A 21,067-nucleotide genomic window follows, 5' to 3' on the forward strand; every position below is an offset into this window, starting at 1 on the left:
AAGAAGTTGTGTTTGTTCTCAGTTAAAAATAAAACTGCAATTTTTCCATAGAAGTCATGACGCTGTTGTTCAATAAACTTGAACACAGCGTTTTCAAATGAACAGACTATTAATGCTTAGTACATTAATTCGCTAACAACAATCTAATTTTCTCAATCAATAGAAAGCTAAACTCTCTTTTGTAAAAGAAAGAGAGCAGTTATTTTAAGACTATTGAATCTGTCTGAAAAAAAGTTAGCAAATAGATACACCTGGAATAATTGACGTTTTTTAATCAACTAAGCCAGCACAACTTTTAATATTGTATTTATGTTTAACTTTTTAATAAAAGAGGAATGTTACTGAATTTTAAAAGAAAACTGATTTATATAAAATCAGCTTTCACTCGCATATTTAACTAACTAAAGTAAAAAGTATATGAATTTTTAATAAAATCTAAGTTTGATAAAGTAGTTTTCAGAACGCTTTGCTGCAATTAAAACAGAAATATAACATCATTAGGAAGATTAAAGGATACCTACGTAAGAGGAAAGGGGGCAAGAATTAGGGGAATTCCTGCATCTTGCTCCCCTTCTCCTTGCTCCCCTACCTCTCTAGTCTGAATTATCAAAAAGCGTTACAGCTTTGTGCCACACTCAGCGCAAAAATTGTGAGTGGGAGCATTTTTGGCATTGCAATGGCTACAATACACTGGCTCGGCTGCGGCTTTCGGTGCTTGCTTCTGTAAGCCGACCATTTGAGCGTTGCTCTTACCAGGAGCTACCATTGGATAGCAGTTTTCGTCTCTGGTGACGTGGACATTTAAGATTACTGGGCCTTTGTGTGCCAGCATTTCGGCGATCGCATCTTTTAATTGACTGCGATCGCTGATTACCATACCCTTAATGCCATAAGCTTTTGCCAATAACTCTACGTCTGGCATCCCTATTTCCATGTCGGAGCATGAGTAGCGTTCACCATAGAAGGCTTGCTGCCACTGGCGCACCATCCCTTGCCAGCCGTTGTTGATAATTATTGTCTTGACATTTATTCCATACTGTGCTGCTGTTCCTAGTTCCTGCAAACACATTTGGAAACTAGCATCACCACTAATACAGATGACTTCTTCATCAGGAAACGCCACTTTCGCGCCAATTGCCGCAGGTAAGCCAAAACCCATAGTTCCTAAACCAGCGCTAGAAATCCAGCGCCTTGGGCCATTCTTCAGGAATTGTGCTGCCCACATTTGATGTTGTCCGACATCTGTAGTGTAGAAAGCGTGGGGTGCTTGGCGATTGACTTCTACAATTACTTCTTGGGGTGAAATGCTGTCGGGATGCTGCGGCACTACCAGAGGATACTCTTCGCGCCAACGGTTAACTAGATTTAGCCACTCTTGGTTTTGATTTGGTGTGGCCTTAATCCCTGCTTCTTTGCAGCGACGCAACAAGTCTACTAAGACGTTCCGTACATCGCCGACAATGGGCACTTCGGGAATGCGGTTTTTGCCGACTTCTGCCGGATCGATGTCGATGTGAATTACTTTGGCGCGGGAAGCGAATTCGTCTAATTTACCTGTAACGCGATCGTCAAATCTAGCGCCAACGCAAATCAGTAAGTCACAATCACTAACAGCGAAGTTAGCGTAAGCTGTGCCGTGCATCCCCAACATTCCCAAAGCCAGGGGATGATGTTCGTCAAAGGCACCGATCCCCATTAAGGTTGTGGTGACAGGGATATCGAATAATTCAGCTAGTTGTTTGATTTCTTCATGGGCACCAGCTGCGATCGCACCACCACCCACATACAATAGCGGACGGCGACTTTCAGTAATCAACTGAATCGCGGCATGAATTTGTCGGGGATTTCCCTTCACCGTGGGACGATAACCGCGTAACTTGACTGAACCTGGTTTTACAGGTACATAGTCAAATTCTTCTAGAGCAACATCTTTAGGGACATCAATCAAAACTGGCCCCGGACGCCCAGTGCTAGCGATGTGAAACGCTTCGGCGACAATTCGCGCCATATCTTTGGGATCGCGCACCACATAGGAGTGCTTGACGATTGGGAGGGTAATCCCGTAAATATCAGTTTCCTGAAACGCATCTGTACCAATCGACGGACGTGCTACCTGTCCTGTAACCACAATCATCGGGATTGAATCCATGTAGGCGGTGGCGATGCCTGTCACCAAGTTAGTTGCTCCTGGCCCAGAAGTACCAAAGCATACTCCTACTTTGCCTGTAGCACGGGCATAACCATCAGCAGCGTGGGCTGCGCCTTGCTCGTGTCTCACGAGAATGTGCTTCATAGCACCAGTTGCTTCCACCTTATACAGGTCATCGTAAATTGGGAGAATTGCCCCACCAGGATAACCAAAAATATAATCAACGCCGTGGCGATGAAGGCTGTCAAGCAGAGCAAAACCGCCAGATGCACGTTTGGGCACGACTGGCGGACTAGAAGCACGAGACTGTTTGTGATTCTCGATTTGTGGGAGACTAATTGGGGAAAGCGATCGCACGGTCAAACCTCAGACTATAGCTAAAGTTAATGCTGAATTCTGTAGTTAAGATTTCATTTTAATGGAAAAGTCCAATTAAATTCTGAGAATTTTATATATTAGATATAAAGCTAGATTATTAGCCTACATTAATTAAATTACGTCTTGCAAGACATTGCGGGTATTTTTCCAAGCCCAAACACCGACAACCACGACAACAATACTGATTCCTACTAGTACAAATCGCAAGCCCAGAGCATCAGTTAATGGCCCAGTAATCGCCAGAGGTAATGCCAGAGCGATGTTGACGGCATGATTTTGAAAGCCAAATACTTTACCGTGCATGGTCGGTGGTGTTTGCTGTTGAATTAAAGTTTGCATGGGGACACCAATTAAGGCAGCACCTATACCCAAAAATGCACAGAGTCCTAGTGCCAGCAACAAGTTGTGCGTAAAAGTGAACACTCCTAAAACTAGTGCCATCATCAAAAATCCAATTAAAGGTAGAGGCTTGCGATGCAATTTATCACCCCAGTGACCTAAAATTGCCGCACCAAAGACCATACCTACTCCTGCTGCTGCCAAGAAAAAGCCAAACTGTTTTTCTTTTAGACCAAACTCCTCGGCTAATCGAATCGTCAGCACTGTTAAGGCTGCAAACACACAATATAAGGTTGTCAGTTGCAGCATAGCATTCAAGATCAAAGGGTTTTTCTTAAGATAGCGCAGGCTCTCAGTGAATTCAGCCCAAAGGTGATTTGATACTCGATGTTCTCGGTGAGGTTTGTCTTCTTTAAACTTAATTGGCTGCATAATTGCAGCCGATAATATATATAATCCACCAACCACAAGCTCTTGACCGTATTCTTCTCCCATCCAGCTTTTCGACAAACTCAAAATCGGCTCTCCAATGGCAAAACCAACAATTAAAGCTCCCATCATCGTGCTGCTAAATAGTGCATTAGCTGCCAACAAATTTTCTCGCTTCACCAACAAGGGAATTGCTGCTTGCTCGGCTGGTGCAAAAAATTGCGTCACCGTGGAAATGGCAAAAGTCAGGATTAACAAAATCAGGAATTGTCGTGGTAACAAGGGAAGACACAGCGTTAATATTCCCCGCACGACATCTGAGCCGACCATAATCAGCTTTTTTGGCAAACGGTCAACAAAGATACCACCGGCAGAACCGAACAAAATTGCTGGGATTGTAAAGGACAGCATCAAGGTTGAGTACATTGAGTTTTGTGCCAACCCAGGAAGCGGTGGGTAGTTCTCTAAAAGAGCAATCAGCAAAACGAAGAAGACCTTATCTGCTAATTGGGACAGAAGTTGCCCAATCCACAGGAGCATAAAACCACGGTTTTTTAGCAGTGCGCTAAACCCGTTATTAACAGCAGCTGGTTCAGTTGGAAACATTAGATACTTTGGGTAGATGGGGCATGGGGCATTGGGCATTGGGCATTGGGCATGGGGCATTGGGCATGGGGCATGGGGCAGAGGCTAGAATAAACGCTAACTCCTCACTCCTAACTCCTCACTCTTAACTCCTAACTCCTCACTCTTAACTCCTAACTCCTCACTCTTAACTCCTGTTTACTTACTCCATTGTCCGGATTAATTTGCTTCATAGTGCTTTAACAGCATAAGCAAAAATTCACTTGCTGTCAGACGACCTTTGGGTGGAATAATCTCGATGGATGAATCTACCCAGCAGCCTTGTACAGTTTGGGGAGATTTCCAAATGGACAAATGATCGACTGCTGGCTCTGCATAAAAGTTATTTTGCCCGCTACCAAGTAAACATGAACTCCAATGAGTGAAATAATCATGACTTATCCGATGAATCGGAAAATTTCCCTGTAGTGGTACTCCCCATCCATCTATAGCAATAAACGCTTTCACACGACCACCCAAGAGTTGCCACAAATGTGCTGCCCCTATTGCCCCAACTACGCCAGCGCTAAAGCTTATGAATATAATTGGTGATTCTAAAGAGTCGGTCAAGTAATCGCGCAAAAACCGCAAAATGTGCAATGGTGATAAAACCAAAACATCTTTACCCGGATAAACGAGTATATTTATGGGGTTAGGTGTGTTAGCGTAGCTCACCGCAGGTATCGCGCTATGAGAAACTAAATCTAACAATTCGACTCTAAAGCTTTCAGTTAACTCTGGCTCATGAATTCCAGGGCAAATAATTATACTCATCTTTTACACTACCTTTGATTTTTTGACTCTTCCGATGTAAAGAGCTTTTTCACAAATCAAGTGTTTTTGATATATATTACCTTGTTTTTACTGAGTAAATTATAGCTTTTTCACATATTTTTCCGAAATAATACTATTCTAAAAGCTTCTTATTTTTGATTATAAATAATATTAGATTAATCTCCTAAATTAAATGTTTATTTGTTTTTTAATTAATTTTATAATTTTAGGAATAGTTTGTATTATTTCATATAATAGTTTAATTAAAAAAAAGAATCAAGTTAATAATGCATTTTCTACGATTAATGTGATTCTGCAAAAAAGAAGCGATTTGATACCTAGACTTGTTACCTTAGCTCAAATATATATGCAATTTGAGCAAAAAACATTGATAGAAATTAGCAGGCTCAGAAGTACAGTAACTTCAAAAAATTTAAGTGACAATAGCCGAGTTGTTGTAGAAGACCAAATTTCGAGAATGTTAAGCCAAATTATAGTAATATTTGAAGCCTATCCCGAATTAAAAACAAACGACCATTTTATCCAATTACAATATTCATTAAGTGAAGTAGAAGAACAACTTTCTGCCGCTAGAAGATTTTATAACTCTGCCGTGACTGAATATAATAACGCTGTAGAAATGTTTCCAACAAATATTATGGCTTTATTAATGAAATATGAATCAAAATTGCAGTTTAAAGCTAATCCACAAGCAAGAAACAATGTAAATATTGAAATAAACCATAAGTAAGTTTAAATATGCCAAAATCTAATTCTGCACCAAATCAAGAATTATTAAATGGAATAGCTAAGTTATTACAATATCAAAATTACAATTTAGCGCTTCAGACATTGGAAAAGTTTTTCCAAAATAATCCAGAAACCAATACAAAAGAATATTTGTATGCACGAGTATTGCTTTTAGACGCATACCTTTATAATGGACGCTTTGATAAAGCAATTAATTTATGCAAAGAATTGAGTAACAGTAAACATAAAACTACTCAGATATTAGCACAGTACTATCTTGCCGAAATTCTTCCAGAAGCTAAAGTTACAGAGTCAAAATCATCACTAAATTCAACTAAAGGTTCACTCACTCCTGCACAAGAGACTGAACTTATAAATACTGGATATGAAGCCTTGACCAAAAAACGCTATAAAGAAGCAATTCGAGCATTTAAAATTTTTTGTAAAGCTGCTTCTCCAGCTACAAAACAATATTTGCAAGCACACAAATGGCTGATAAAAGCATATTACGAGAATGGACAAATTAATCAAGCGATCGCTCTTTGCCAGCAACTCCTAATTAATGAAGACGAAGCAACGAGAAAATGGGCAAGGCAACTTTTATTTACAGAGCTATTTACAGATGATATTAATGTGTCTGCGACTGCACCAAACCCCAATGAATCAGAAGTTAAGCTACAATTACCAAGCGAAACATTGGCAGAAGAAACCGAATCAACTATTGAAAAATTTACACCAAAAACATTAAAAGAATTCAAAGTATTTTGTCAAAACAGTTTATTGAGCGAATTAAAAGTTTTTGAATCTCGTAGAAAACAAGTTTTATTATCTGTTTTTACTGCTCATTTAGTTTTTTTATTTATTGCAATTGTCTTAGTTAGGTTGTTTCCAGTTATATCTTATCTTCTTAAAGTTTCTAATGAAAATAGTTTGTTTTTTAAAATTAACTCTAAAACAATAATAGTAATACCATTTCTATTTATCTTTTTCTTTTTTAGCTATTTATTAGCTTTTTTATTTATTTTTTCGATTTGGATAACTTTTTATAGCGCAGCATTTGAAACATTTTCTATTCCATATAAATTAAAAATGCCTGAAAAAATATTTACTTTTGTAGATGAAAAACGAAGATTAAAGTATATATATCATTCTTCAGTCAGAGATATCAAAAATATTACAGATAGCTTTAATCACAGCCAATTGTTTCAAGGAATCATAAAATCAAATAGTATTATACAAGATGATTATATTTATGGCAGAATTCATGGTGTTAATATCCACTTTTCTAATATTCGCGCAGAATCAGAATTGAAACATTCTCGAATAAATCCTCTAGATATTCCATCAATTAGAAGGTTGCAAAAAGACAGAATTTATTCAAATTGGTATTTGTTATATAACCTTACTATTATTCCACCATTGATATCTTATATATTTTTTTTATGTGTTAGATTATTAAAAACAGTTCCATATATATTTGGCAGTATTTTGTCAGGTAAAAATATTGAATATAAAAAATTTGAAGGTGAAGTTTTTAGAAATCAATTTACACGTGCGAGTATAATATTTAAAGGATTGTTTTTTAAAGCTAAGTTTCACAAAATTTTGCGAACTGTTACAATTGTTCAACCAAAAGTTATCAACGCGAATATTCATGCTCTTAATCATGCTAAGAAACAGCTAATTAAATTAGAAGATCCAGAATTTGCTAAATTTTTTACTGTTTATGGTGATGACCAAATAGAAGCACGCTATGTCTTATCTACTAGTTTAATGGATAAAATAGTTAACTTTCGCAAGAAAACCAATAGAAATATTTATATTTCTTTTGTTGATGACATGATATATATAGCCATTGAAGAAGCGGTAGAAAATAATATATTTGACCCTAGTTTATATAAAAGTGTGTTAAATTTTGCGCCTTTAAGAGAATATTTTGACACCCTCAACTTGATGTTGGGAATTGTTGAAGACTTAAATCTTGATCGACATATTTGAGACAGAGTTTCACCAAATAAGTTTCAGGGATAATGCAGCTTTTCAGCATCTTAAACGCTTTCGTTATTCTAGGATATAGACATTTTTAATTGAATAAGGTACGCAGACCTAACCCCCTAACCCCCAACTCGTGGCGGGAAGGGGGAAAAATTCAAAGCCTCTTTTCTTTTAAGAGAGAGGTCAAAAGTGTACTTTGATTCAATTTCCCATACCCAATGCCGCACAAAAATCTTACTTTTGATGTATTATTTTGATTTTCTCACCTATCCTATCCCCCTGGATGGGATAATAAGTTACAAGTAGGGAAAATGTGCAAACAATTCCCTAACGTTATATTTCTCTGCACTCTGGTTATATTGAGGAATTAATTGTGGTTGCCACGCCGGAAAAAGTACAACACACCCACGAGCATCTATCAGGTAAAGACCGTGTAGCCGTACTGCTTATGGGCTACGGCGAAGTCGAAAGCTACGAAGATTTCGCCAACTATAACGAACAGGCTTTAAATCTACTGACAGCAAAGTTCGCACCAGTACCAACCTGGATTTATCCGCCTCTGGCAAAGCTTTTGGCGCTATTTGACCGCCATGAGTGGGGACACACACACCACGATTTTATCTCCCCACACAATGCCATTTTTGAACAGCAACGGGCTGGGATTGAGAAGAATTTACAAGAAAAATGGGGCGATAAGGTTCAAGTTTTCAAGGCTTTTAACTTCTGTGCGCCTTTTCTACCCAATCAAGTCTTGGCAGAAATCAAAAACCAAGGCTTCGAGAAGCTGCTGATTTACCCACTACTGGTTGTTGATTCTATCTTTACTAGTGGGATTGCGATCGAGCAAGTTAACAATGCTCTCGTTGAGTTGACTGATGGTGAGGAACACTGGGTTAAAGCACAGCGCTACATTCCTTCTTTCTTCAACGAACCAGCCTACATCGATTTGATGGCTCATCTGGTTGAAGAGAAAATTGCTGAGTTAGCCGGAGCTTATCTCCCTTCTCAAATCGGCATTGTCTTAATGAATCATGGCTGTCCCCACAAAGCTAAAGGCTTTACTTCTGGGATTGCCGAAAGTGAAGCAATGTACGACTTGGTTCGGGATAAGTTGATTAACCGCTATCCGTTAATCTCCGTGGGTTGGCTCAATCATGACACGCCCTTAATTGATTGGACACAGCCAAACGCCGAGCAAGCTGCAAATAACCTGATTCAACTGGGTGCAAAAGTGGTAATTTTTATGCCGATTGGCTTTGCCACAGAAAACCACGAAACTTTATTGGATGTACACCATATCATCCACGCTTTAGAGAAACAGCATCCTGGTACGAACTACGTACAAATGGCTTGCGTCAACGATCGCCCAGAATTTTTGGCTATGGCGGCGCAATGGGCTGATGCTCATATTGCAGAGTTGTTGTCAGAGCAACCTTTAGCAGTTAATCCCCAACTAGCTGGCGATCGCCATCATCACCACCATCATCATTAAGTTTTGAGTTTACGAGGGTGGGCAAAGCTAGACCCACCCTACAATTAATTCACACCCCGCAGCTTGCGAGTGTTATCAACTAAACTCTGAGCAAATTGATCGAATCTTTGAGAGAGTTTCTCATCTACTAGTTTGCCTTCAGGACTGAAAGCACCCCAAGCTTGTCCGATCGCAATTTGTTCGGGAATCACCCAACCGTGTACCCAACGAATAATTAGCCGTAGGTCATTTAGAGCGTTGCTATTAGACTGACCACCCAAGACACTAATCAATCCCGTCACTTTATCAGACAGTTGGTCAAAACTCATCAAATCCAGGGCATTTTTCAGGACACCACTAACGCCACCATGATACTCAGGTGTCGCTAAAATTAACCCATCAGCCTGACTAACTGTATTTTGCAACCGCTGAACATCTGGATACTCTGGATACTCCTTTGCGCCAGTGCAAAATGGTAGCTGCAACTCTCGTAAATCGAGAATTTCTACCTCTGCGCCTACAGCTTCAACCCTTTGCGCTGCGACTTCTAAAGCAAGCTGGGTATAAGAGTTAGGTCTTAAACTACCACCAATGCCAATAATTTTCACCATAATTAACCCACAAACTATTAACTAGCTACTATCATCAGATTTCTTAAAAAACGGAATCGTTATGACTATGTTTATCTTAGCGATTTGTGCCAGAATGTGTCAAATTAATATCTACTGGAGATTGGGGAAGGAAGGGAGCAGGGGAGCAGTAAGTCCCCTTTGCACCTCTGCCTTTTGTGCCCAATGTCTAGTCTTAACAACTACATAAATCTAGATAACGATCGCTCAACTTTATGTAATAGCCTGAAGAAACTTGGGAATGCTTTTATGTGGAAGTTAGACTAGATAAGAAAAGTGTAATTTCCAGTTATTACAATTTTTGATAGAAGAATAGGCATAAAACCAGCGCTTAACTTGTGCCAGCAGACAAAGGGTAATTATTATGACAAATTCGGGAAAAAAAGCATTGATAAAAAGGCAGTCCTCAAAGCGCGTTGCTTGGGTTGGTGCAATTGCTGCTAGTTTGATTATGTTGCCAGGAATTTTCGGAAATACTCCTGTCATGGCACAAAAAGCAGAAACCGCCTCGCTAAATTATGGTGATTTGATCAAGAAAGTGAAGGCGGGAGAAGTCGAGAAAGTAGAGCTTGACGAAACCGAACAGCTAGCAAAGGTTTATCTCAAGGGGCAAAAAGATAATACACCACCGCAACAGGTAAGACTATTAGCACAAAACACAGAGTTAGTCAATATTCTCAAAGACAAGAATGTTGATTTTGGCGAAGTTTCCTCTGCTAACAGTCGAGCTGCTGTTGGGCTGTTGATCAACTTAATGTGGATTTTGCCACTGGTGGCTTTAATGCTATTGTTCCTCCGACGCTCTACTAATGCTTCTAGCCAAGCGATGAATTTCGGCAAATCCAAAGCTCGCTTCCAAATGGAGGCAAAAACTGGAGTGAAATTTGAAGATGTCGCCGGGGTTGAAGAAGCGAAAGAAGAACTCGAAGAAGTTGTGACTTTCCTGAAACAGCCAGAAAGATTTACGGCTGTAGGCGCACGGATTCCCAAAGGAGTGCTGTTAATTGGCCCTCCTGGTACTGGTAAAACTTTACTAGCAAAAGCGATCGCAGGTGAAGCCGGTGTACCATTCTTCAGTATTTCCGGTTCAGAATTTGTAGAAATGTTCGTTGGTGTGGGTGCATCTCGCGTGCGCGACCTTTTCAAGAAAGCCAAAGATAATGCCCCTTGTCTAATATTTATCGATGAAATTGACGCAGTAGGCAGACAACGGGGCGCTGGAATCGGTGGCGGTAACGACGAGCGCGAACAAACCTTGAACCAACTGCTCACCGAAATGGATGGTTTTGAAGGTAACACAGGTATCATTATTATTGCTGCCACAAACCGCCCAGATGTTTTAGATACAGCATTGCTCAGACCGGGACGCTTTGATAGACAAGTGATGGTCGATCCACCCGATCTCAAAGGACGACTGGAAATTTTGAAAGTCCACGCGCGGAATAAGAAAATCGATCCTAGCGTATCATTAGAAGCGATCGCTCGCCGCACTCCTGGTTTTACTGGCGCAGATTTAGCTAACTTACTCAACGAAGCCGCCATTCTCACCGCTAGAAGACGTAAAGAAGCCGTCACTCTTTTAGAAATTGATGCTGCTGTAGACCGAGTTGTTGCAGGTATGGAAGGTACCGCCTTAGTAGACAGCAAGAGCAAGCGCTTAATTGCCTATCATGAAGTTGGACACGCTTTAGTAGGCACATTGCTCAAAGAGCACGATCCTGTGCAGAAAGTTACATTGATTCCACGGGGACAAGCACTGGGATTAACTTGGTTTACTCCCAACGAAGAACAGGGGTTAATTTCCCGTTCCCAACTCAAATCGAGGATTACTGCTACTTTGGGTGGTCGCGCCGCCGAGGAAATCGTTTTTGGGAAGCCAGAAGTGACCACAGGTGCAAGCAATGACTTGCAACACGTGACAGGGATGGCGCGGCAGATGGTGACACGCTTTGGGATGTCAGAATTAGGCCCATTGTCACTAGAAAATCAGAGTGGAGAGGTATTTTTAGGACGCGACTGGATGAACAAATCAGACTATTCTGAAGAAATTGCTGCCAAAATTGATTCACAAGTGCGCGAAATTGTTAGCAATTCCTACATTAAGGCCAAAGAACTGTTGGAAGAAAACCGCGTAGTTTTGGAGCGTTTAGTAGATTTGCTAGCAGAACAAGAAACAATTGAAGGTGATGTATTCCGCAAAATTGTTACCGATCATGTTCAGGTAGCCGATGAACAATTGGCTGTACCTCATTAAAAATATGAGTGAGAAATAATGTAGAGAAGTAGCACTACTACGTCTCTACAAAGGTTCTGGATAGCGCATCTTTAATTTCACCGGATGTCTATTAAGGAATAGGCAAAAGCTAATAGTCTATCAACTTTAGACTACTGAAAATCCAAAGGTTAAGATTCCCAACTTCTGAAAAAAGTTGGGAATTTTGTTGTGAAAAAAAATTACAATACTACCTCAGCCTTCCCAGAAAGTAGCACATTTAACAATTCAAAATTCAAAATTCAAAATTCAAAATTCACGCATTCAAGACATTTTGAGTTAGGGATTTAAACCCCGACTCAAAATATGCTACGTGTATGGTTGGGGTCTTATATGATGTCCGGGCAATCAACCATAATAAAGATGAAGGGTGTAGTACAAGAGCGATCGCCATGCCAAAACGAATCACAATCGAGGGGCATCTTAGCCTCGAAGAGTTGGAGATCCGATACCGCCAAGCGAAAGAACCAGTCGAGCGAACACATTATCAAATTATTTGGTTACTAGCCAAAGGATTGCGTACCGCAGAAGTAGCCACAGCGACGGGATACAGTCGTAGCTGGATTTATGAATTGGTTTGGGGCTATAACCGCATTGGTCCACAAACATTGGGAGACCAGCGCAATCACAATCAAGGTGGTATCGAACCATTGCTTGATGATGTGCAACAAGCTTATCTGTGGCAAGCATTGCAGGAACCACCAATTGAAGGGGGACTGTGGAACGGTCGTAAAGTAGCAGACTGGATTGGGAGGCTGATTGGTCGTCGTGTCAGTCGTCAGCGAGGATGGGATTATCTTAAACAAATGCGCTACCGATTGCGAGTTCCTCGCCCTGAACATACTCAACCAAGTCCTACTGAACAAGAGGAATGGAAAAAAAAATTTGGTCAACGAAGTCGAACAGATCAAACGAACAAACCCAGATTGCGACGTGGAAGTGTGGGCAATGGATGAACATCGTGTTGGACTCAAACCAGTGATTCGTCGTATTTGGGTTGATGAATTGGCAGTACCGATTGCAAATGTCAACTGGCGATTTCAATGGTTGTGGTTGTATGGTTTTGTTCACCCCAAATCTGGGCAAACGTATTGGTGGATTTTACCCTATGTCAATATCGAATTGTTTACTCGCGTACTTCAAGATTTTGCTCGTCACTTTAATGTTGGTAAAACCAAACAAGTTGTTTTAGTTCTAGATCAAGCCGGATGGCACATAAGCAATCAAGTCTCTGTACCAGAGGGTATTCATCTTTTGTTTCTACCGTCCCACTCACCAGAATTACAACCCGCAGAGCGCCTATGGACACTTACCAATGAACCAATTGCCAATCGTAGTTTTGAAAATTTGGATCGGGTTGAGGAGGCTTTATTTGAGCGCTGTCGCCAAATTATTGACCGTCCCGATCTCATTCGCGGTTTAACCAATTTTTACTGGTGGTCTGAATTTGCAGCTTAATTATGGTTAATTAGCCGGACATCATATTAAACCCTTGAATGTACAATAAAGTCTTGTCACTGTAAAGCTTAGGCTATTGTATTATATATACCGAAATAATGTACTACAAGTAAACATAAACAATTATGAAACATAGATTTTGGGCAAGCTATCTGCTTGCTGCTTTAGCATTTCTGCCCTTCGAGCCTGTAAGCATTACTCAGGTTTTGGCAACATCAGTTTACCAACTCGCACAAGCAAAATCTGCTTACACCCAATATATGCTGGCTGGCTATAATGAAACCAAACGCAGAAACTATAGAAAAGCTTTATTGAATTTTCAGCAAGCAGAGCGGCTACGTCCTGGAGATAGATATGCTACTGCTGCAATTAGAAATGTTACAAGTTACATTCAACGCGGTAGCAGTAGAAATCGTATCGCCTTTGTGCCAGGTAGACCTGGTAGAGTAAGGTCAGCAGGAACACGGGGAAGTTGCTTTCAAACTGGACAATATATTATTCCCCTGACACCAACAGATAAGGAAGCTCAACGCACCACAGCAGAACGTCCCACATTCTTTTTCTACCTTCCTCAAACCTCGACAACAGTGCAAGCACTAGAATTTGTTTTGCGGGATGGTGATAGCATTGACCCGTTATATAAAGGAACTTTCAAACCTGTTGGGCAGAATGGTATTGTTAGCGTAAATGTACCTGTCGATCGGCCATCTCTACAAATAGGTAAAGAATATAATTGGACTTTTTCGATGATTTGCGATCCTAATAACCGCGATAAAGACTCGTATGTAGAAGGTACAATTGTGCGATCGCAAGATGAAAATCTATCTCTTCAGCTAAACCAACCAAACACAGACTTGGAATCGGGCAGTTTTATTTGCCACAGCCGGATTTTGGGAAGATTCTCTCAGAACTTTAGCTAATTTGCGCCGCCAGCGTCCTAACGATCCCGAAGTTCAAAAATATTGGGAAGATTTGTTGAATTCAGTAGACATTAAAGAAGTTGTAAACAAGCCTTTATTACCCTGTTGTACTGCTCAAAAATAAACAATTACTGAAAAACCCGGTTTTCATAGAGAAGCTGGGTTTTTTACTCTTCAATTTAAGATTAACCAGTTGATCGATCGCAGTTTGCCTTAAATCTCGTGGATAATTTGGTTTACTGCTCACTGTGCAGACTCATCAAATATAAATTACAGCGTAGTCGTAGCATCTAACCTTACGGTTTTCAGTGGGCGTAAAATTGTCTAGCTACTCAGAGTCTCTTTATACAATAAACTTGTTGAGTTCCTTTACTAATAAATGCACCGTTGTTGATGGATTGTCTTTAGCTGGAGTGGGAGGATTATATTGTTTAAGAAGATTTTCAGCATTTTTAATAGCAATAGATTGCTTCTCAAATAGCTCATCATAAATCGTTTCGCTATTCTTTTGATATGTTTTACCAAATAAAGAAGTTAACTTACTCAGATAATCACTTCGAGGGATACCAGTATTGAGAAATTCAAAATGCAGAACATACCATAATTCAAACGCTTCATTAGAATAAGCCACTTTAAACCCTTGAGCTTCAGCATTTTTAATAGCGTTGTTAAAATCTTCTATCGTCCAAGAATCACGATCAAAAACACACCAAACCTGATCGTACTCTCCTTGCTTTTTTAATTCCTTTGCACTTTGAACTAGTTTGCTGGGATTTTCTCCTAAACCCTGCACGTCTATTTCAGCGACATTCTTAGGAACACGAAAACTCCTAAAGTAGTTAGGTTCAGTTTTCGCTCCTTCACATACGATTAAGAATCTCTGTTTGACTTCCCTAGTATTAACTTTTCTTGGTGAATATCCACGAGAGTTTGCTTTTGTTTTAGCCATGAGAGTCGATTAGATGATTCAAATTTCCAATGTATGGAATTGCGCCATATCTACCTTGAATATAATCACTCTCAAATGAAGCGTCGTTACTTACATTGTATTCTGCTAAAGAGTACAAATCTGTTGCACCATATCTATTTTTTTCAGTAAACCAAATTTGATCTCTCCGAAAAAGTTTATTGTTAAGCAAATTGGTATCGTGAGTCATGAATATTAACTGAGCATTATTTGGATTAGTTACATTAGAATTAAATAATTCCACAATTGCACGGCTGATCAAAGGATGAATTCTAGCATCAAATTCATCAATTATGAGAACTTTACCATTTTTCAGTGTGTCAACAAGAGGCCCTGCCAAGGCAAAGACTTTTTTAGTACCCTCCGACTCTTGCTCATCTAAATTAAAAATCTCTGTAGATACAGGATTTCCTTTGTCATCAAATTTTTGGTGTATGGTTTGAACTGATGATAATTTTCCTTCCAGATTTTTTAAAATTAAGTTCTTGAGTTCATCTGGTAATTCTTTAGGCAAAGAATCAGTAGTAATTTCACTTTCTTCTACCTTGATATCGCTAAATCCCAAATCTAGTTTTTTGAGCAACTGAAAAATCTCATCTTTATTTTCGTTATCTATTAAACAACTAACTGTGTATCCTCTATACCCTCGATCATTTAAAGTAGAGATAAGTCCAACTTTGTTTGTTAGCCAATCTAAGATTTCCTGTGCAATCTGGACATTAAATTGAGCAGATACAGATAAGAAGAGGGCATTCTGTCTTGTTTTTTGCTGAATTCCATCAGCTTTATATGTTTTAGAAACACTAATTTTGTCCAGTTTCCGCTCAAAAAGTTTAGTTTCTTTTAATTTAGGAACATAAAATAACCATTCAGAGACAACCTTTTCAATAGTTGCCTCAAAACCATATCTATATCTCTTGCCATTCATTAAAAATACTATTTCAAAAAAAGATGGTTGAGCTTCGGTTTCGGTGCTGAGTTTAAATCGCTCAATATCTATTTTTTCAGTACTTTGAGTATTTTTAGAAGAATTAATCATAAACCATCTCATGAAACCTAAAGCTGTAGCTAGGTTACTTTTACCACTAGCATTTGCACCGTATATTGCAGCGCTTTTAAGTAGTTTTAATTCTTTATCTATTTCAAAAACGTTGTTTTCGTCGAGCTTTTTGTCTTTTGCGACAAGATTTGCTGCCACCATACTAAAGGTGACTTGCTCTTTAAACGATCTGTAGTTACCGACACTAAATTCAATAAGCATAGGATGAAGTTTAGGCTTCTGATAGAAAATTGTGAATAAATAGTAATTTACTGCTTTAAGAGTAGCAATAATTGGTTAAAAATGCTAAATTATAAGATTGTTTTTTACTGTGTACAGATGTACTGTTATTAATGTATGCAGCATAATAAACGCTTGCACCGGACGATAGCGGTTTTGTTGCAAAAGCTGACCCTAGACACTTAGAAGTGAAGCAAAGGTTTAAGTACAAGAAAATTGCTTCAGAGTTCAGCAATTGCTAAAGCTTTTTGGTACAGTATTCTATAAAATCCAGATGACGAGAATAGGCGATCGCTAATTGCAATTGCCAGTGTATTACTCAAAATCTAGAACGCAGTTGCTATGATCAAACGCCTGCTTGTAGTCGAGTCTCCCGGAAAAGTCAAAAAACTCAGTCAAATTCTGGGTTCGGATTGGAAAGTTCTCGCCAGTTGTGGTCATATCCGAGAACTCAGCAATGAAGGAGACGATTCCTTAGGCTTTGTCATGGACGGCAGTAATGTCCGATGCAATTACGTTCCGCGTGACCAACGAGCGAAAGAAACAATCCAAAAGCTCAAGTCTGCGGTAAGGCAGGTTGATGAAGTTGTCTTAGCAACTGACCCAGACCGGGAAGGGGAAACGATCGCTTGGCATCTTAAAGAAACGCTGGGTTTAAGGGAACCGAAACGAGTAATTTATACTGAGATTACAGCATCGGCGGTACAGAGTGCGATCGCTAATCCCAGAAAGCTAGACCAAAACTTGATTGGTGCTGGGTTGTGCCGAGATTGTCTAGATAAGCTGGTAGGTTACAAGGGTAGTCCTTTAGTTTGGGCATTGAATAACGGTGCTAAGAGTGTTGGCAGAGTCCAAAGCGCGACATTGCACCTGATTTGTCAGCGAGAAAACGAAATTCTGACGTTTGTCCCCCAAGATTACTGGAGTGTCTGGGTAGATTATGCGGAAGGATTTCGGGCTTTTTACAAAGGTACGGTCGATTCTGCAAAAGATGCAGCAGAACAAGAAACTGAAACTCATGATGACGCGAAGGTAGGTAATAGTCCAGAAACACCGGAGTCTAAGCGCGTTCTTTCGGAAGCAGAGGCAACACGTTTAGTTGAAGAAGCACAGCGACATCCTCATCAGGTTATCCATTTTGAAGGAAAAATCGTTAACCGCCAGCCACCGCCACCGTTTACAACTTCTAGCCTTCAGCAAGCAGCCGGTTCAAAGCTGAGGTTTGCTCCCGATAAAACTATGGTTGTTGCTCAAAAGCTGTATGAGGCAGGGCTGATCACATATATGCGAACAGACTCAGTAATGCTGAGTCCAGAATTTTGTGCCAGCGCCCGTAAATGGTTAGAGCAAAACGACCCGCAGAATGTACCGCAGCAACTCGCCAAGCATCGTAGTAGTAAATCGGCTCAAGAAGCACATGAAGCGATTCGCCCCACGGATGTATTTCGTCCCTCAGCTCAGTTGCGCTTAGAACTTCCTGATGATGAGTTTAATCTGTATGTAATGATTTGGAAACGGTCAATTGCTTCTCAATGTAAAGCTGCCCAATTGCGTAAAACTTTGGTGATTACTCAATCTGGTTCTCTACTGTGGTCAGCTAGAGGGCAAGTAATTGAATTTTACGGTTATGCCCGTTACTGGAACAATCTCAGTAAAGATAGTGTTTTACCTTCATTACAACAGGGACAAGCATTGAAACTGGAGAATGCTGGACATGAAAAGAAGCAAACTCAGCCACCACCGCGTTATAGCGAACCCAAATTAGTGCAACTAATGGAACGTAAAGGAATTGGTCGCCCAAGTACTTATGCTCCTACTGTTGCTACCTTAAAAAAACGCAATTATGTCGAGTTGAAAAAAGACCATCTGCAACCGACAGCGTTAGGGTTAGAAGTTGATGCCTTTTTGCTCAAAGCACTGCCGGATTTACTAGAGGCGGAATTCACAGCGAAAATGGAAGATGCCCTTGATGCCATTTCTGAAGGAAAGAATTCTTGGCAGCATTATTTAACTAGTTGGAATCAGAATTACTTTGTACCAGCACTTTCCAAAGCTAAAACTGTAGTTGCGAGTTCCCCAAAAGGTAAAGCTAATGTGATAACTGAGCGCAAATATGAAACTTCCAAGACGCGATGTCCTGAATGCAAAAATTTTCTTTCCAAAATTCCGAGTACTAAAGTTAAAAAGAAATATTTCCTCAAATGTACAAAAGGCTGTGAAAATGTCGTGTTGTTTTGGAGCGACTTTAACAAAACTTGGCAGCCACCACAAACTAAAACAGTCCAAGCTGAGAATCAACAAAGGCCTCCCGTGAAGGTGACGGCATATCCCTGTCCAGTATGTAAGAAACCTCTAGAGGAGTACAGTTATATCAAAGAGGGGCAGAGTAAGACAATGTTGCGATGTTCTAATTCACAATCCCGTAAGGATACCAAACATAAAGATGTGGCTTATTTCAGTACACAAAAAGGGTGGTGGAGTCCTAAGTTTGGGGAATTAGGAGTTAAAAGTTAGGAGTTTTGAATTAATAACTCCTCACTCATCATTCCTAACTCCTAACTTTATTTACCTTACCCGCAAGTTCTGCGGGGTTCAGATTTTCATAGTGTTCAAAGGGTTGATGAATCCAGGGGTTGTCAGGCAGATAATCAACATAATAATTGGGTGCTATAACTGAACAAGCTTTATACCAAAGAACGGCAGTGCGAATTTCCTCAATGGGAAAATCAATATTTTGCTTGAGCCAAGGTATAGTCTGTTGGAGTGTGATCCCAGAATCTACTAAGTCATCCACTAGGAGAATGCGCGAACCCAACTTTTCGGCAGTCATTGTCAAGTGGCGGGAGAAAATTAGATTATTTCTTTCTTGCTTGCCAGGGCCACTGTAAGATGAGGTTGCTAAAATTGCCAGTGGTTGCTGGTATATACGCGAGAGAATATCTCCAACTCGTAGTCCTCCTCTGGCAAGACAGATAATCTGGTTGAATTCCCAACCTGATTGATAAATCTGAATAGCCAGTTGTTCAATTTTTTGGTGATAATCTGACCAAGAAACATAAAGGTCTGGCATAAGTCTAACGGGAGTGGTAGATGGCTAGTATTGAAGGCGATTGCAGATTTTTTATTTTAGTATGAGTGCAAAGTTTTATGAATGATTCTGCTGCTGATGGTGATGTTCAACGAAATCCTCTCAGTGAAAAACTTGACCTTAAAACAAAGCTGGCTTACGGTGCAGGGGATTTAGGCCCAGCAATTACTGCAAATATCTCCGTCTTTTTTCTGCTGGTTTTCTTTACCAACGTCGCTGGTATCCCTGCGGGTTTAGCTGGGAGTATTTTGATGATTGGCAAAATTTGGGATGGGGTAAACGATCCGGTTGTCGGGTTTCTGACTGATAAAACGAAATCTCGTCGTTGGGGTCGTCGTCTTCCTTGGATGTTTTATGGGGCTATTCCCTTTGGAGTTTTCTTCTTCTTGCAGTGGATTGTACCGCGATTTAGTGCAAATCAGAGTGATAATATTTGGCCGCTGTTTTTGTATTACGTAGCGATTGGGGTGATATCTCAGGCGTTTTACACAGTTGTGAATTTGCCTTATACGGCAATGACTCCAGAATTAACTCAAGATTACGACGAACGTACCAGCCTTAACAGCTATCGGTTTACATTTTCCATTGGTGGCAGCATTTTATCGTTGATTTTAACGCAAATTGTTTTTTCTCAAATTAGCGATCGCCAACAACAATATCTCGTTTTAGCAGCCATTTGTACGGTAATTTCGATTTTAGGATTATATTGGTGCGTTTTTGGAGTCCGCGATCGCATCTTGGCTTTTGAGGCTAAACGCAGCCAAACCGAGGAACCTGCATCTCTCCCCTTCTTTGAACAGCTACAAATTGTCTTTAGCAACCGACCTTTTTTATTTGTTATTGGTATATATCTTTGTTCTTGGCTAGGCGTACAGGTAACAGCCAGCATTATTCCTTATTTTGTAGTCAATTGTATGGGACTCAAAGAATCAGATGTGCCCACAGTGATGATTGCAGTCCAAGGAACTGCTCTGTTAATGCTATTTGTCTGGGGAGCGTTGAGTACAAAAATCGGCAAAAAAGTTGTTTATTTTCTGGGAATGAGTTTGTGGATTATAGCAGCAGCCGGACTATTTTTCTTACAGCCTGGTCAAATAGTTTTGATGTATGTGATGGCTGTGATGGCAGGTATTGGTGTCTCCACAGCTTATCTAATTCCCTGGTCAATGATTCCAGATGTGATTGAATTAGATGAACTGCAAACCGGACAACGCAGAGAAGGCATTTTTTATGGCTTCATGGTTTTGCTGCAAAAATTTGGTTTAGCTTTGGGACTATTTTTGGTGGGAAATGCTTTGCAAGCATCTGGTTTCAAAGAATCTGTAGCTGGAAGTCCACTACCCATCCAACCGGAATCAGCACTGTTTGCTATTCGTGTTGCCGTTGGCCCCATACCAACAGTTTGTCTGATTTTTGGCTTAGTTTTAACGTATTTTTACCCAATTACCCGCGAGATGCACGCCCAAATTATGCTGAAACTCAAAGAACGGCAAGAGAAGAAGGGGAGTTAAAGAGCAAGGAGTAGGCGGCAGGGCAATACTTGTC

Annotated in this window: 14 protein-coding genes and 2 pseudogenes; 9 read left to right on the forward strand and 7 right to left on the reverse strand. The window is 40.1% G+C overall.

Going from position 1 to position 21,067, the window contains the following annotated elements; genetic code table 11:
- Positions 1-616: 616 nt before the first annotated feature.
- The 3 genes from ilvB to ACR5KR_RS06600 all read right to left on the reverse strand — a co-directional run bounded on the left by ilvB (position 617) and on the right by ACR5KR_RS06600 (position 4,693).
- Complete coding sequence (ilvB, locus tag ACR5KR_RS06590; protein WP_448265902.1) at positions 617-2,512, reverse strand: biosynthetic-type acetolactate synthase large subunit; 1,896 nt, start codon at positions 2,510-2,512, stop codon at positions 617-619.
- A gap of 126 nt (positions 2,513-2,638) precedes the next feature.
- On the reverse strand, positions 2,639-3,901 hold the full coding sequence (locus ACR5KR_RS06595) for an MFS transporter (protein WP_448265903.1): 1,263 nt from the start codon (positions 3,899-3,901) through the stop codon (positions 2,639-2,641).
- Between the two features lie 198 nt (positions 3,902-4,099).
- Complete coding sequence (locus ACR5KR_RS06600; RefSeq protein ID WP_448265904.1) at positions 4,100-4,693, reverse strand: hypothetical protein; 594 nt, start codon at positions 4,691-4,693, stop codon at positions 4,100-4,102.
- Positions 4,694-4,886: 193 nt separating this feature from the next.
- Between ACR5KR_RS06600 and ACR5KR_RS06605 the strand changes: the two genes are divergently transcribed.
- From ACR5KR_RS06605 to ACR5KR_RS06615, 3 genes are all read left to right on the forward strand, one after another.
- Complete coding sequence (locus ACR5KR_RS06605; RefSeq protein WP_445627234.1) at positions 4,887-5,444, forward strand: LemA family protein; 558 nt, start codon at positions 4,887-4,889, stop codon at positions 5,442-5,444.
- Positions 5,445-5,452: 8 nt separating this feature from the next.
- Positions 5,453-7,441, forward strand: a complete 1,989-nt coding sequence (locus tag ACR5KR_RS06610) for a DUF3137 domain-containing protein (protein ID WP_448265905.1) — start codon at positions 5,453-5,455, stop codon at positions 7,439-7,441.
- A 370-nt stretch (positions 7,442-7,811) separates the two neighbouring features.
- On the forward strand, positions 7,812-8,930 hold the full coding sequence (locus tag ACR5KR_RS06615) for a ferrochelatase (protein WP_445627232.1): 1,119 nt from the start codon (positions 7,812-7,814) through the stop codon (positions 8,928-8,930).
- Between the two features lie 44 nt (positions 8,931-8,974).
- On the opposite strand, the gene ACR5KR_RS06620 is transcribed toward ACR5KR_RS06615, so the two are convergent.
- Entirely contained in the window at positions 8,975-9,520 is a 546-nt protein-coding gene (locus ACR5KR_RS06620) for an NADPH-dependent FMN reductase (RefSeq protein ID WP_448265906.1), read from the reverse strand.
- A 382-nt stretch (positions 9,521-9,902) separates the two neighbouring features.
- Here ACR5KR_RS06620 and ftsH point away from each other — a divergent pair, with 382 nt between their 5' ends.
- The 4 genes and pseudogenes from ftsH to ACR5KR_RS06640 form a co-directional block, all read left to right on the forward strand.
- Entirely contained in the window at positions 9,903-11,792 is a 1,890-nt protein-coding gene (ftsH, locus tag ACR5KR_RS06625; RefSeq protein ID WP_448265907.1) for an ATP-dependent zinc metalloprotease FtsH, read from the forward strand.
- Positions 11,793-12,202: 410 nt separating this feature from the next.
- Positions 12,203-13,268, forward strand: a pseudogene (locus ACR5KR_RS06630) (IS630 family transposase).
- Positions 13,269-13,528: 260 nt separating this feature from the next.
- Complete coding sequence (locus ACR5KR_RS06635; protein WP_448270111.1) at positions 13,529-14,188, forward strand: DUF928 domain-containing protein; 660 nt, start codon at positions 13,529-13,531, stop codon at positions 14,186-14,188.
- A pseudogene (locus tag ACR5KR_RS06640) lies at positions 14,172-14,312 on the forward strand (DUF928 domain-containing protein); the annotation flags it as partial. The gene ACR5KR_RS06635 and the pseudogene ACR5KR_RS06640, both read left to right, overlap by 17 nt.
- Positions 14,313-14,531: 219 nt before the next feature.
- On the opposite strand, the gene ACR5KR_RS06645 reads toward ACR5KR_RS06640, so the two are convergent.
- Both ACR5KR_RS06645 and ACR5KR_RS06650 read right to left on the reverse strand, forming a co-directional pair.
- The gene (locus tag ACR5KR_RS06645) at positions 14,532-15,137 is read right to left on the reverse strand and encodes an RloB family protein (RefSeq protein WP_448265908.1); all 606 of its coding nucleotides are present in this window, start codon (positions 15,135-15,137) and stop codon (positions 14,532-14,534) included.
- Positions 15,130-16,416, reverse strand: a complete 1,287-nt coding sequence (locus tag ACR5KR_RS06650; RefSeq protein ID WP_448265910.1) for an AAA family ATPase — start codon at positions 16,414-16,416, stop codon at positions 15,130-15,132. Before ACR5KR_RS06650 ends, ACR5KR_RS06645 begins: the two co-directional genes overlap by 8 nt.
- A 360-nt stretch (positions 16,417-16,776) precedes the next feature.
- On the opposite strand from ACR5KR_RS06650, the gene topA reads away from it, so the two are divergent.
- Positions 16,777-18,948, forward strand: coding sequence for a type I DNA topoisomerase (gene topA / locus ACR5KR_RS06655; protein ID WP_445627228.1), 2,172 nt, complete (start codon positions 16,777-16,779; stop codon positions 18,946-18,948).
- A gap of 34 nt (positions 18,949-18,982) precedes the next feature.
- On the opposite strand, the gene ACR5KR_RS06660 is transcribed toward topA, so the two are convergent.
- The gene (locus ACR5KR_RS06660) at positions 18,983-19,504 is read right to left on the reverse strand and encodes a phosphoribosyltransferase (protein ID WP_445627227.1); all 522 of its coding nucleotides are present in this window, start codon (positions 19,502-19,504) and stop codon (positions 18,983-18,985) included.
- Between the two features lie 77 nt (positions 19,505-19,581).
- On the opposite strand from ACR5KR_RS06660, the gene ACR5KR_RS06665 reads away from it, so the two are divergent.
- Positions 19,582-21,033, forward strand: a complete 1,452-nt coding sequence (locus ACR5KR_RS06665; protein ID WP_448265912.1) for an MFS transporter — start codon at positions 19,582-19,584, stop codon at positions 21,031-21,033.
- Positions 21,034-21,067 lie beyond the last annotated feature (34 nt).

Source organism: Nostoc sp. DSM 114159 (assembly GCF_053470285.1).